Consider the following 12302-nt stretch of genomic DNA (forward strand, 5'->3'; position numbering starts at 1 on the left):
CATGCCGCGCTATGAGGTGTGGGCGCCGTACGCGGCCTCCCGCGTCGCCGTCCGAGTCGACGGGTCCGACCACGCGTTGGCCCGCTGCCCGGACCGGGACGGCTGGTGGTCCGGCGAGGCCCCCGAGGGCGACTACGCCTTCCGGCTGGACGACGGCCCGCCGCTGCCCGACCCGCGCTCCCCCCGGCAGCCACACGGCCCCGACGGCCCGAGCCGCGCGGTGGACCACACGGCCTTCCGCTGGTCGCAGACCGGCTGGCGCGGCCGCCCGCTGCCCGGCGCGGTGCTGTACGAGCTGCACATCGGCACCTTCACGGCCCGCGGCACCTTCGAAGCCGCCGCCGAACACCTGGACCACCTGGTCGAGCTGGGCGTGGACTTCGTCGAACTGATGCCGGTCTGCCCGTTCCCCGGCCGGCACGGCTGGGGCTACGACGGGGTCTCGCCGTGGGCCGTCCACGAGCCCTACGGCGGGCCCGAAGGGCTCAAGCGCTTCGTGGACGCCGCGCACCGCAAGGGCCTCGGGGTGGTGCTGGACGTGGTGCACAACCACCTCGGCCCGTCCGGTAACCACCTGCCCTCCTTCGGGCCGTACTTCACCGATCGGCACCACACCCCGTGGGGCTCGGCCGTCAACCTGGACGCCCCCGGCTCGGACGAGGTGCGCCGCTACCTGATCGACAGCGCGCTGGCCTGGCTGCGCGACTACCGGATCGACGGGCTGCGGCTGGACGCCGCGCACGCCCTCGCGGACGACCGGGCCGTCCACTTCCTGGAGGAACTCTCCTACGAGGTCGACAAGTTGGCGGTGGCCGTGAACCGGCCGCTGTTCCTGGTCGCCGAGTCCGACCTCAACACCCCGCGCACCACCGCCGCCCGCGAGGCCGGCGGCCAGGGCCTCACCGCGCAGTGGAGCGACGACTTCCACCACGCGCTGCACTGCGCGCTCACCGGAGAATCACAGGGCTACTACGGGGACTTCGCGCGCGCGCCGCTCGCCGCCGTCGCCAAGACGCTGCAGCGCGGGTACTTCCACGACGGCACCTGGTCCTCCTTCCGGGGGCGCTGCCACGGGCGGCCGTTCCCGCCGGGCGGGGGCCACCGGCTGCTGGGCTACCTGCAGACCCACGACCAGATCGGCAACCGGGCGCTCGGCGACCGCATCTCCACCACCCTGCCCGCCGGCCGACTCGCCTGCGGCGCAGCACTCGTGCTCACCTCGCCGTTCACCCCGATGCTGTTCATGGGCGAGGAGTGGGCCGCCGCGACCCCCTGGCAGTACTTCACCGACCACACCGACCCCGGCCTGGCGAAGGCCGTCCGGCAGGGCCGGCGGCGGGAGTTCGCCGAGCACGGCTGGGCCGCCGAGGCCGTCCCGGACCCGCAGGAGCCGGCGACCGTGCTGCGCTCCGTACTCGACTGGACCGAGACCCGGCGCACCCCGCACGCCGAACTCCTGGACTGGTACCGGCGGTTGCTGAGGCTGCGGCGCGAGCGGCCGGAGCTGTCCGACCCGGACCTCGGCGCGGTGCGGGTCGACTTCGACGAAGCGGCCGGCTGGCTGGTGGTGCACCGGGGGCCGTACCGGGTGGCGGTCAACCTCGGCACGACCGAGGCCGCGCTGCCGTTGGGCGCCGCCGGGCGGGAGCTGGTGGCGGCCTTCGGGGCGGCCGCGCTGGAGGGGGTGGCGGTGCGGCTGGCGGCGGATTCGGTGGCGGTCGTCGCCGTGTAGGTCACCAGAGGAACGTGCCGATCCGCTCGCGCAGCGCGGGCGCGTCCAGGCCGTAGGCGGTCAGGTGCTCGGCCATCGAGCCGTAGTGCCGGTGCTCCTCGCGCGGCACGCCCAGGGCCAGCACCCGGTGCGAGCGGTCGGCCAGCACCGCGTGCGCCTCGTTCGCCGAGGTGCCCGCCAGGTACGGCTCCACCAGCACCACGTCCGCCCGATCGCCGACCGCGGCGCGCAGGGTCTCGGCGTCGAAGGGGCGCACCGTGGCCGCGTACAGCACGGTGACGTCCAGGCCCTCGGTGGCGGCCAGCACCGCGTCCAGCATCGGGCCGACGGCGAGCACCACACCGCGCGAGCCGGTGCGCACCGTGGTGAAGCGGCCCGGCTCGACCGCGACGGGGGCCGCGTTCTGGTGGTTGGAGAGCCGGACGTACACATTGCGGTCGCCGTCCGCGACGGCGTGCGCCAGCAGCTGCTCGGCCTCGTCCGGGTGGCCGGGGACGTGCACCGTCCAGTCCGGCAGGGTGTCCAGCAGGGCGACGTCGCCCGGGGACATGTGGGTGCGGCCGGCCGCCGGGTTGTCATAGGAGCCGCCCGCGCTGACCAGCACGGCACCGACGCCCTGGTGGACCAGGCTCAACTTGAGCTGCTCGAAGGGCCGTTCGACCAGGAAGCTGGCGAAGGTGTGGGCGATCGGGCGCATCCCGCTGAGCGCCAGGCCGCCGGCCGCGCCGATCAGCAGCTGCTCGCGGATGCCGACGTTGACCACCCGGTCGGGGTGGCGCCGGTGGGCCGGCTCGAAGGCGGCGGCGGTGATGTCGGCCAGCACGACGGCCAGTCGGGGGTCCTCGTCCAGCAGGCGGGAGGTGACGGCGACGAAGCGCTCGCGCATGGTGTCCATCGGGGAAGTGCCTTTCCGTGTCGGCGTGTCGGGGGCGTTCGGGGTGGCGCTCTCTCGGGGTGGTGCTCTCGCAGCGGCGCGCTCGGGGCGGCGCTCTCGGGGTGGCGCTCTCGGGGTGGCGCTCCCTCGGGGGCGCTCAGGAGTACTTCGGCTCCACCCGGGCGACCACCACGTGCGGGCGGCCCGGGTGCTCGGCGGTGTAGGCGCGGAGCAGCGCCTCGTGGTCGCGGCCGTCCACCGTCGCGGTGGACCAGCCCTCGACCGCGAACCGCTGGGCGATCCCGCCCTGCCAGCCGTGGGTGGCCGAGGAGTTGTCGATCACCACCACGTTCAGCCGGTCGAGCCCGTACGCGCCGGCGAAGGCCACCGCCTCGTGGTTGGAGCCCTCGTCGAACTCGGCGTCACCGACCAGCGCCCACACCGCCGGGTCGGCCAGGCCCTGCGCCCGCAGGCCGAGCGTGGTGCCGACGGCCAGCGGCAGGCCGTGGCCGAGCGAGCCGGAGGAGATCTCCACCCCGGGCAGCAGCGTGCGGTCCGGGTGGTAGCCCAGCGGCGAGTCGTAGCCCCCGAAACCGGGCAGCACGGCCGGGTCGATGAAGCCCTTGGCGGCCAGCACCGCGTAGTAGGCCATCGGGCCGTGCCCCTTGGAGAGCAGGAAGCGGTCGCGGTCCTGCGCCTCGGCGGTGTCCGGGGAGACCCGCAGCACCCGGTCGTACAGCACCCAGAGCGCGTCCAGCGTGGAGGTGGCGGCGACGTCGTGCTTCTCGTCACCGGTCATCAGCGCCATCAGGGCCTGGAGGTCCTCGAAACCGGCCGGGCCGACGGCTCCCGTGCTTGTCTTCGTCGTCATGCCTTGATCGTGCAACTTCAAGCGAACTTTAAGTCAAGCGGCTACACTGAGCAGCCATGACGGCGAACTCCGACGACACCCGCGCCGCCGGCCCGCGCTCGGGGGACCTGCTCACCATCGGTCAACTCTCCGCCCGCAGCGGCCTCGCCCACTCCGCGCTGCGCTACTACGAGAGTCTCGGTCTGATCCAGGCCACCCGCACCAGCGGCGGCCAGCGCCGCTACTCCCGCGCCATGCTGCGCCGGATCGCCTTCGTGCGCGCCGCCCAGCGGGTCGGCCTCTCCCTGGACGAGGCCCGCGACGCCCTCGACCGCCTGCCCGAGCGCCCCGCCCCCAGCGGCTCCGAGTGGGACCGGGTCGCCATCGCCTGGCAGGACCGGATCGACGAGCAGATCGCCGAACTCGAACGGCTCAAGGCCAGGCTCACCGGCTGCATCGGCTGCGGCTGCCTCTCGCTGACCCGCTGCGCCCTGCACAACGCCGACGACCGGCTCGGCCGGGCCGGCCCCGGCGCCCACTACCTGCGCACCCACGATCCGGCCGCCGAGCTCGACGGCGGGCGCCGAAAGGACGGGTGCCGAAAGGACGGGTGCTGAAAGACCGAGCACTGAAAGGCCGGGCGCCGAAACCCTTTGCCGCCCGGCCGTCGGCCCGCCTACCGTACGGCCATGCTGCCTGTGGTGGAGACCGACGAGCAGTGGGACGCGGTCGTCCCCGACGAATCGGTGATGCGCCCCGGCGCCGAGGCGCTCTGCGCGCAACTCGGCGTCGGCGGACTGCCGTTGGAACGCTTCGCGGAGGGCTCCGTCCCGGTGTACGCGGTGGGCGGGGCGCATGTGCTCAAGCTGTTCCCGGCGGCCAGTGCCCACGACGGCCTCGCCGAGGCCCGCGTCCTCACCCATCTGCGGGACGCGCTGCCGATCCCCACCCCCGAGGTCCGGGCGGCCGGCGAGTACGTCAACGGCTGGCGCTACGTCCTGATGTCCCGGCTGCACGGCGAGGGGCTCGCCCCCGCCTGGCCGCGCATCCCCCGGCCCGACCGCGAACGGATCGTCCGCGACTGCGGCGAGGCGCTCGCCGCCCTGCACGCCCTCGACGCCGAACCGCTCGCCGACGTACTCGCCCCCGGCAACTGGATCGCCTTCCAGGACGAGCAGCGGGCCGACGCCGTCGCCCGCCAGCGCGAACACGGCCTGCCCGAGGCCTGGTTGGAGCAGATCCCCGACTTCCTCGCCGCCGCCCCGCTCCCCCGCACCCGGCACCGCGCCCTGCTGCACACCGAGTTCATGCGCGAACACCTGATCACCGACCCGGCCGCCGGGTGGCGCCTCACCGGCCTGATCGACTTCGAGCCCGCCATGATCGGCGACCCGGCCTACGACCTGGTCGCCGTCGCCCTGTTCACCACCCGCGCGGACCCGCACCTGCTCGGACAGCTGCTGGGCGCGTACGGCCGCTCCTTCGAGCCTCGGCTACTGATGGCGTACACGCTGCTGCATGTGTACAGCAATCTGCCGTGGTACCTAAGGGAGTTGAAGCCGACCGCGCGGACGCTGGACGACCTCGCCGAGGAGTGGTTCGGCGTCGCTTGAGGCCTGGGCGCTTGAGGTCTGGGCGCTTGAGGTCTGGGCGCTCAAGGCCTCGGATCGGTGCGCAGCAGGCCGTACATCACGGCGTCGCGCCACTCCCCGGCCCGGAAGGTCACCGAGCGCTGAACCCCCTCCCGCGTGAAGCCGATCTTCTCCAGGGCGCGCTGCTCGGCGAGGTTGCCCAGATCGGTGTCCGCCTCCACCCGCATCACCGGAGTGTGGGTGAACAGGTAGTCCACCAGCAGGCGTTGGGCCTGCGTTCCGATCCCCCGCCCGCGCGCCTGCGGCGCCAGCTGGATGCCGATGCTCCAGTACGGCGCGGCCGGCCGCACGCCCTTCCGTCTGGCGGCGACGAAGCCGCAGAACTCGTCGCCGACGACGACCGCGAAGATCCACTGGTCTTCCCCGAGCAGCCCGTTCTCGGCCCATCGGCGCCGGAACCGGTCCGGATCCTGCCAGCCGAACCACTGGAACTCGCCCATGGCTTCGGGATCGTTGACGAGACGGCCGAACTCCGGGAGGTCGGCCTCGGCTATCGGACGCAGGAAGATCATTTCATCGCTCACGCAGGCGCCAACGGCCGGGCCGGTACAACAGTTCCCCAGACCGCGGCGGGTCGGGGGTCGGTGCGCAGCAGGCTGTAGAGCACCACGTCGCGCCATTCACCGGCCCGGAAGGTCTGCGCCCGCTGCACGCCCTCGCGAGTGAATCCGACCTTCTCCAGGACGCGCTGTTCGGCGTCATTGGTCGACTCGGTCTCCGCCTCCAGCCGCATCGCCGGCGAATGCGCGAACAGGTAGTCGGCGAACAGCCGGTGGGCCTTCGTGCCGATTCCCCGCCCCCTGGCCTCCGGCAGCAGCTGGGCGCCCATGCTCCAGTGCCAGGCGGTGGGCGTCGCCGTTTCCCGCATGGCGGCGGCATAGCCGCAGAACTCGCCGTCGGCGGTGATCGCGAGGGTCCACTGCTCGTCCGTGAGCAGCCCGTTCTCGGCCCAGACGCGACGGATCCGGTCCGGCTGCCGCCAACCGAACCACAGGTGCTCGCCCATGGCTTCGGGATCGTTGAGGAGCTTGAGGAAGTGCGGGAGGTCGGCTTCGGAGATCGGACGCAGGGAGATCCTCTGTTCACTCATGCCACCAGCAACGCCCGCATCGGCATGACGGTTCCTCATTTCATGGAAATGATTGAGAAATTCGCGATGCCAGCACCCGATCGCCGTTTACTGCGCCACATGCGGAACCGTTTACTGCGCCCATCGAATTCCCCGGTGCCTCAGCGGGAAATCGACCGCGCGAGCCGGAACCCCACGTCGTCGATCCGCAGCGTGGGGTGGCTGCGGCGGCGGACGGAGGCCCGGCAGCTCCAGTGCTCGTCGAACCATCCGCCACCGCGCAGGACGCGGTAGCTGCCGTACACCTCGGCGTCGTAGACGTCCCAGCACCACTCCCACACGTTGCCGAGCAGGTCGTACAGCCCGAATGCGTTCGGCTGCAGCTCGCCCACGCGGTGCGGGCGCTCGCCGGAGTTGCCCCGGTGCCAGGCGATCTCGTCGAGCGGCCCGTAGCGCGGCCCGTCGGTGCCGGCGCGGCAGGCGTGTTCCCATTCGGCCTCGGTGGGCAGCCGGTAGCCGTCGGCGGTACGGTCCCAGGCGGCCTCCTCGCCGTCCAACTCATAGGCGGGGTTCAGGCCTTCGCGCTTCGAGAGATCGTTGCAGTGGCGGACGGCGTCGAGCCAGGAGACGTTGTGCGCGGGGCGGCGGTCGCCCGCGACGCCCTCGTACTGCTCGCGGGTGACCGGACAGGACGCCAGCTGGTACGGAGCGAGGTCGACGTTCCAACTCCGCTGCGTGCGGCGGTCGGAGAGCGTGACTCGGCCGGGCGGGACGGTGATCAGTCCGGTGCGGGCATCCATGATCGCGATCCTACGGCCCGCCCCTCGCGCAGCGGTCGACCGCACTGCGCTCGACGGGCACCTCGGCGCGCGGGGGTACCGTGGCCTCCCCCGCCCGCCGAGCCCCCTTGTCCGCCTCCCGCGCCGACTGAACCGCCCCTGACCGGCCTGCCCCCTGGCGCCCGCGCGGCTCCCGGCCCGAGGATGAGACCCGCCCTAACGACACGTCAGAGACGGTGGTGACGAGCATGGCAGGCATCAAGGTCAGCACGGTGGTGGAGGCCCCGGCCGAGCGGGTGTGGGAACTGGTCGGGGACTTCCACGGCCTCGGCGGCTGGCACCCGCACCTCCCGGTGAGCCGGCTCGGCAACGAGCTGGCGGGCAATGCGATCGGTTCGATCCGGGTCTTCGAGCTCGACGGCGTGGTACTGAACGAGACGCTGCTCGCCTACGACGAGGAGGCCCGCAGCTACACCTACAGCTTCCCCGACGGCACCTTCCACTTCGACGACTACCGGGCCACCCTCCGGGTCAGCCCGGTCACCGAGCTGGACGCCAGTTTCGTCGAGTGGAGCGTCACCTACGACATCGAGCCCGAGCACCGCAAGGAGTCCACCGGCCGCGTGCACGGCGTCTTCACCTCCGGCCTCGCCGCCCTGCGCGAGCACTTCGCGAACTGACGGCGGGGACGGTCCCGAGGGGGCTACCGCGCGTCAGGCCCCGAGCAGGGTGAGGGTGTCGGTGACGGTCCCCAGCAGGCTGTCCGCGTCGGCACCGTTGCGGGAGCGGAGGTTGACGCCGTAGGCGAGCAGGGCCAGGGTTTCAGCGGCGGCGCCGGTGGCCAGGTGCGGAGGCAACTGGCCATCGCGGCGGGCGACGTCGAGGGCGGCGTGCAGCGCGTCGCGGAGTTGGCGGTGGTGGTCGTCGAGCAGCGCCCGAACCTCCGGGTCCTGGTGTTCGGTGCCCAGATGGGCGTTGACGACCATGCAGCCCCAGCCCGCGTGCTCGCCGGAGCATCGGACCGCGATCAGCCCGCCGAAGAAGTCCCGCACGGCGGGCAGGCCCCGGCCGTCGTCGGCGAGTTGGCGGAAGGCCGGCTGCGCGCGGTGCCGCAGGTAGCGGCGCAGCGCGGCACGGTAGAGCTGCCGCTTGCCGCCGAAGGTGGCGTAGAGGCTGGAGCGGTTCAGCCCGGTCGCGGCGACGACGTCCTGGATCGACGCCTCGGCCGCGCCGTGCTGCCAGAACAGCCGCTCGGCGCGCTCCAGCGCCAGCTCCGGGTCGAAGTGCTTGATGTCGGGCATGGCGGATCGCTCCCGGGTGCTTGAAATGGTTGTTCCAAGATAGTCCTTGACGGCGTATCTGACAGGCCATCATCCTGGAACGACTGGTTCAAGTTCAGCGACCCAGATCCCAACCCGAGAAAGGGCCACCCCTGTGAGCCTTCACGACCAGCTGCGCGCCGTGCACGAGAACCGAGGCCAGTGGATCCCGGCGGAGACCATCGAGGTCATGGACCGCAACGGGCGCGAGCTCGCCGCGTCCGGCCTCGCGGAGCGCGCGCTCGGCGTGGGCGCCCCGGCTCCGCGGTTCACGCTGCCCGCGGCCACCGGGCAGCGCGTCACACTGGACGGGCTGCTGACCGACGGACCGGTCGTGCTGACCTTCTACCGTGGCGCCTGGTGCCCCTTCTGCAACCTCGCACTGCGCGCCCTCCAAGAGCGGCACGACGCGATCACCGCCCGTGGCGCCCGCCTGGTGGCCGTCTCGCCGCAGATCCCCGACGAGTCCCTGACCCTGACCGAGAAGGAGCGACTCGGCTTCGACGTGCTCAGCGACATCGGCTCCGAGGTCGCGGCACGGTTCGGCATCGCCTTCGACCTCTCCGACGAACTGGGCACCCTCTACGACCAGTTCGGCTTCGACCTGAAGCGCGTCAACGCCGGCCACTCCCGCACGCTGCCGCTGCCCGCGACCTTCGTCATCGACCGCACCGGCACCATCCGCTGGACCTTCGTCCAGACCGACTACTCCCTGCGCGCCGAGCCCGCCGACATCCTGACCGCCCTGGACGCACTCGACTGAGGGGCGGGGCCGGGGCCAGGGCGCGTATGTGGTCGTGGTCAAGCGGCGGTTCGAACACGCGCCCCAGGAGCCGCCCGGTCAGCTTCCGACGATGTACTGCGCGGGGGGATCCAGGATGGTGATGTCAGTGGAGACGTTGAGCGGGGAACTCCAGTCCACGTTGACCACGAAGTCGACGCCGCCGTCACGCACGCACACGTTCTCGACCGCGATACTCGCAGCGCCGATGAGAACTCCGCTGCTGATTCCATAGTCAGGTCTCAGCATTCCGGACGTTTCCGCCCAGAAGGTCCGTAACGGTGTCACCGAAGCGTGAGGGCTTGGATGTCCTGATGACGGTCTCGCGTCTCCTTCCGCTGCTGCGGTACTGCGCCACCTGCCCGCCCCGCATCCATCGTGCGACGGGTGCGGGTGGCGCGGGTCTTCTGGTCGGCTCCACGCGGTTTCGACGCTTGCGCGTCCGGGCCTCCGGCCACTCCGGTACCCGTGATGCCGGCCGACGCGAGGTCGGCGAGGTTCCGGGCCGCGTTCTCGTCCCGGTCGATGACCAGGCCGCAGGCGTCGCAGGTGAACACTCGGACATGCAGCGGCAGTTTGGCTTTCACTGCCTTGCACGTCGAGCAGGTCTTGCTGGACGGGTACCGGGACGCGCCTCGAATCCCCGCACAAGGCACCCCCAACCCCAGCCAAACCAACAACTCCCTGGACCGTACCGGACAGCACTGACAGACAGCCGAAATGTCCGAATCGCTGAGACTCGCCCTATAGAAGCGGCAACAGCGGTCAACCCCTCTGAACGACCAGCAGGAACCAGCCGGCCACCGAGGCGGCCGCGGCCGACCACCCGAGCACGGCGGCGGTACGACCGCACTCGGGCCCACGGGCTCGCTGGAAGGCGGCGATCAGCGCGGTGATCGCCGCGACCGGCACGGACAGGCAGGTCAGGAACCAGGCCCAGCCTCCGAACACCAGCACCGCGAAGAAGGCCAGGACGGTCAGCGGCACCCACACCGCCGCGACCGTGAACCCGGCCGCGGCACAGGCGACCCGAAAGTGATCCCGCCGACGGGAACAGGCCGGCACGGCGACCGGCACGGCGCATGCGGCGGCCGAGACCAGCCCGACCAGGTGATGGACGTACGGCCAACCGATGCCGAACACCGACCCGATGAGTACCAACGGCGGCACGAACACGGCGACCGCCACCCCGGCCAGCCATCGGGCACTCGCAGGCACAACAGTCATGATTCCCCCCGCGTTCATGCATTTGAACACGTTCAAACCTAGCACGCAGGGGGTAAGCGCCATCAACCGGACGCGTCGTGTGCGATCGCCGCGAGCACGCGCCGACGCACGGCGGCGGAGGCTTCGGGCAGCCAGGGGGCCAACTCCGCGTCGAGGCGGCGCCGTTCGGCGCGGAGGAGCCGCGCGATGCGACGGGGAGAGCAGCGCATGAACCACCAGTCCCGGATGCAGCCGATCACGCGGGCTCCTCGGTCGGGTTCGCCCAGCTGATGCGCACCTCGCACTCGCCGACGGGGAGGACGAGGGCGGGGTTCGCGGCGAGGTGGCGGATGACATCACGCTCGGCGCAGGGGCCGGTGAAGCGGCGCTCCAGGATCTGGAACTGGGAGCGGGACATCGGGAGGAAGCGGATAGAGTCCCAGATCGCTTCCAGCGTCCAGGGGTCGAGGACGTGGACGGCCGGCGGCTTGACGCCGGGGATCTCCACGAGGATGTCGTGATCGGCCCTCACGCGGCCACCTCGCCCCAGACGATCTTGCCGACGGGCCGGCGCGGGCAGCAGCCCCAACGCCTGGTGAGCGAGTCCACGAGCCGGAGGCCGCGCCCGGTCTCGCCGTCGAGGCCGGGCGCGGAGATGACGGGGATGCGGTCACCCCGGGCATCGTGGACCTCGATACGGAGGCGGGCGGGGTCGACGTCGAGCGCGAAGTAGATGAGACGGCCGACCGGCGTGCCGTGCAGGACGGCGTTGGTGACGAGCTCGGTGGCGACCACGAGGCCGGAGTCGAGGAAGCGCTCCCCGTCCGGGAGGGAGGAGAGGAGGACAGCGATCCGCTGGCGCGCGATCGCGGGGGAACGGCGGCTGCGCGGCAGCCAGATGGTGGAGGAGTTTCGAGACATGGCGAAGTCACCTTCCAGGCACATGAGTGAGAAGGCCGGGCGGGCGGCCGTCGCGGCGGCCCACACACGTCAAACACGAAGCACCCATGAAAGTGCGCCACAGCCACATGCCATATGCGTCACACACAGGCAGCGCTCCGTCACTCACAGCATGGAGCATTGCCAGGGGAGATCGCAAGGCAGCTCCGTGAAATATGAAAACTTTCAGATCTGAGGGCAAGGCACGCCCTCTAGGCTCTCGACGGTGGTGGCGAACCGTCACCACACGCATGCACACTGGTCCCTGAGCGCTCTGGAGGGGTTACGTAGATGGCAGTCGCAGTGCCAGCCGTGCGGTACCGGCGCATCGCCGCTGAGCTGAGGAGGCTTCGCGAACTGAAGAACCTCTCAGCCGAAGAGGTCGCCTGCCAGGTCGACGGGATCAACCTGGTGAAGCTCAGCAGGTACGAGAACGCTCGCGTCCAGCTGAAGCCCGATGTCGTCCGCGCACTGCTCGATTTCTACGAGTGCGACGAGGAGCTCAAGGAGGTCCTCGTCGAGATCCTCCGAGACAAGCGCCGCCCGGGCTGGATGGCGGGCTACGAACAACTGAACCCGCTCTACACAGATCTGATCCGCTTGGAAGAGACGGCCGTTGGCAATAAGTCGTACGAGTCCGCCTACATCCCCGGCCTGCTTCAGACACGCCAGTACGCGCACGCCATCATCTCCAGTGGCGTGATAAACAAGCCCAGCGTCGAAGAGCGTGTCGAGGTCCGAATCAACAGGCAATCCGTCCTGACTCGATCCGAGAACCCGCTGAAGCTGTGGGCCGTGATCCACGAGGCTGCCCTGACGATGAGTGCCGGCCCGGGTGTGATGGCAGATCAGTTGGACAAGCTGCTGCAGTTCAGCCAGCTCCCCAACATCAGGATTCAGGTCATGCCGGCCCTGGCTCCTCCGCATCCCGGAATGACAGGGCCATTCGCACTCCTGGAGTTTCGACAGCGCGACCTCGACCTGGTTCTGCTCAGCGGAATGCTCAGCAGCAACTGGGTGGAGGATCCGGACCAAGTCGACATCTATCGGGCGGCGTTCGACGAAATCATGGCAACCGCCTTGTCCCTCGACGAGTCGCGC

Annotated in this window: 17 protein-coding genes; 6 read left to right on the top strand and 11 right to left on the bottom strand. The window is 71.0% G+C overall.

The annotated features are described in order from the left end of the window. The first annotated feature begins 1 nt into the window (after position 1). Positions 2-1732, top strand: coding sequence for a malto-oligosyltrehalose trehalohydrolase (gene treZ / locus ACH4E7_RS16955; protein WP_396249827.1), 1731 nt, complete (start codon positions 2-4; stop codon positions 1730-1732). A 1-nt stretch (position 1733) separates the two neighbouring features. Here treZ and ACH4E7_RS16960 read toward each other — a convergent pair whose 3' ends face one another. Beyond that, positions 1734-2627 (bottom strand): transketolase family protein, encoded by an 894-nt coding sequence (locus ACH4E7_RS16960; protein WP_396249828.1) that lies wholly within the window; start codon positions 2625-2627, stop codon positions 1734-1736. A 136-nt stretch (positions 2628-2763) separates the two neighbouring features. Continuing rightward, positions 2764-3477 (bottom strand): thiamine pyrophosphate-dependent enzyme, encoded by a 714-nt coding sequence (locus ACH4E7_RS16965; RefSeq protein WP_396249829.1) that lies wholly within the window; start codon positions 3475-3477, stop codon positions 2764-2766. 56 nt (positions 3478-3533) lie between these two features. Here ACH4E7_RS16965 and soxR point away from each other — a divergent pair, with 56 nt between their 5' ends. Beyond that, a complete protein-coding gene (gene soxR, locus ACH4E7_RS16970; RefSeq protein ID WP_396249830.1) occupies positions 3534-4073 on the top strand; it encodes a redox-sensitive transcriptional activator SoxR in 540 nt (179 codons plus the stop codon). Positions 4074-4145: 72 nt separating this feature from the next. Then, positions 4146-5069: a phosphotransferase family protein gene (locus tag ACH4E7_RS16975; protein ID WP_396249831.1), complete on the top strand. Its 924-nt coding sequence runs from the start codon at positions 4146-4148 to the stop codon at positions 5067-5069. A 41-nt stretch (positions 5070-5110) separates the two neighbouring features. Here ACH4E7_RS16975 and ACH4E7_RS16980 read toward each other — a convergent pair whose 3' ends face one another. The 3 genes from ACH4E7_RS16980 to ACH4E7_RS16990 all read right to left on the bottom strand — a co-directional run bounded on the left by ACH4E7_RS16980 (position 5111) and on the right by ACH4E7_RS16990 (position 6977). Continuing rightward, positions 5111-5632 carry a GNAT family N-acetyltransferase gene (locus ACH4E7_RS16980; protein ID WP_396249832.1) on the bottom strand — a complete coding sequence of 174 codons (522 nt, stop codon included), beginning with the start codon at positions 5630-5632 and terminating at the stop codon, positions 5111-5113. Continuing rightward, positions 5629-6198, bottom strand: coding sequence for a GNAT family N-acetyltransferase (locus ACH4E7_RS16985; protein ID WP_396249833.1), 570 nt, complete (start codon positions 6196-6198; stop codon positions 5629-5631). Before ACH4E7_RS16985 ends, ACH4E7_RS16980 begins: the two co-directional genes overlap by 4 nt. A 140-nt stretch (positions 6199-6338) precedes the next feature. Then, positions 6339-6977 carry a formylglycine-generating enzyme family protein gene (locus ACH4E7_RS16990; RefSeq protein ID WP_396249834.1) on the bottom strand — a complete coding sequence of 213 codons (639 nt, stop codon included), beginning with the start codon at positions 6975-6977 and terminating at the stop codon, positions 6339-6341. Positions 6978-7204: 227 nt separating this feature from the next. Between ACH4E7_RS16990 and ACH4E7_RS16995 the strand changes: the two genes are divergently transcribed. Then, entirely contained in the window at positions 7205-7636 is a 432-nt protein-coding gene (locus ACH4E7_RS16995; protein WP_396249836.1) for an SRPBCC family protein, read from the top strand. Positions 7637-7669: 33 nt separating this feature from the next. Here ACH4E7_RS16995 and ACH4E7_RS17000 read toward each other — a convergent pair whose 3' ends face one another. After that, the gene (locus tag ACH4E7_RS17000) at positions 7670-8257 is read right to left on the bottom strand and encodes a TetR/AcrR family transcriptional regulator (protein WP_396249837.1); all 588 of its coding nucleotides are present in this window, start codon (positions 8255-8257) and stop codon (positions 7670-7672) included. 133 nt (positions 8258-8390) lie between these two features. Between ACH4E7_RS17000 and ACH4E7_RS17005 the strand changes: the two genes are divergently transcribed. After that, complete coding sequence (locus ACH4E7_RS17005) at positions 8391-9038, top strand: peroxiredoxin-like family protein (protein ID WP_396249838.1); 648 nt, start codon at positions 8391-8393, stop codon at positions 9036-9038. 302 nt (positions 9039-9340) lie between these two features. Here the strand turns inward: ACH4E7_RS17005 and ACH4E7_RS17010 are convergent, their stop codons facing one another. The 5 genes from ACH4E7_RS17010 to ACH4E7_RS17030 form a co-directional block, all read right to left on the bottom strand. Beyond that, positions 9341-9919: a zinc ribbon domain-containing protein gene (locus ACH4E7_RS17010; protein ID WP_396249839.1), complete on the bottom strand. Its 579-nt coding sequence runs from the start codon at positions 9917-9919 to the stop codon at positions 9341-9343. Next, complete coding sequence (locus ACH4E7_RS17015; protein ID WP_396249840.1) at positions 9822-10274, bottom strand: hypothetical protein; 453 nt, start codon at positions 10272-10274, stop codon at positions 9822-9824. Before ACH4E7_RS17015 ends, ACH4E7_RS17010 begins: the two co-directional genes overlap by 98 nt. A 71-nt stretch (positions 10275-10345) precedes the next feature. Next, a complete protein-coding gene (locus ACH4E7_RS17020) occupies positions 10346-10522 on the bottom strand; it encodes a hypothetical protein (RefSeq protein WP_396249841.1) in 177 nt (58 codons plus the stop codon). Continuing rightward, complete coding sequence (locus tag ACH4E7_RS17025) at positions 10519-10794, bottom strand: hypothetical protein (protein ID WP_396249842.1); 276 nt, start codon at positions 10792-10794, stop codon at positions 10519-10521. Before ACH4E7_RS17025 ends, ACH4E7_RS17020 begins: the two co-directional genes overlap by 4 nt. Continuing rightward, entirely contained in the window at positions 10791-11183 is a 393-nt protein-coding gene (locus ACH4E7_RS17030; RefSeq protein ID WP_396249843.1) for an ATP-binding protein, read from the bottom strand. The genes ACH4E7_RS17025 and ACH4E7_RS17030 overlap by 4 nt, the downstream gene beginning before the upstream one ends. Before the next feature lie 309 nt (positions 11184-11492). Between ACH4E7_RS17030 and ACH4E7_RS17035 the strand changes: the two genes are divergently transcribed. Continuing rightward, positions 11493-12302, top strand: an 810-nt coding sequence (locus ACH4E7_RS17035) for a helix-turn-helix domain-containing protein (RefSeq protein WP_396249844.1), incomplete at its 3' end; no start/stop codon positions are given.

Source organism: Kitasatospora sp. NPDC018058, assembly GCF_044327205.1.
Lineage (GTDB): Bacteria > Actinomycetota > Actinomycetes > Streptomycetales > Streptomycetaceae > Kitasatospora.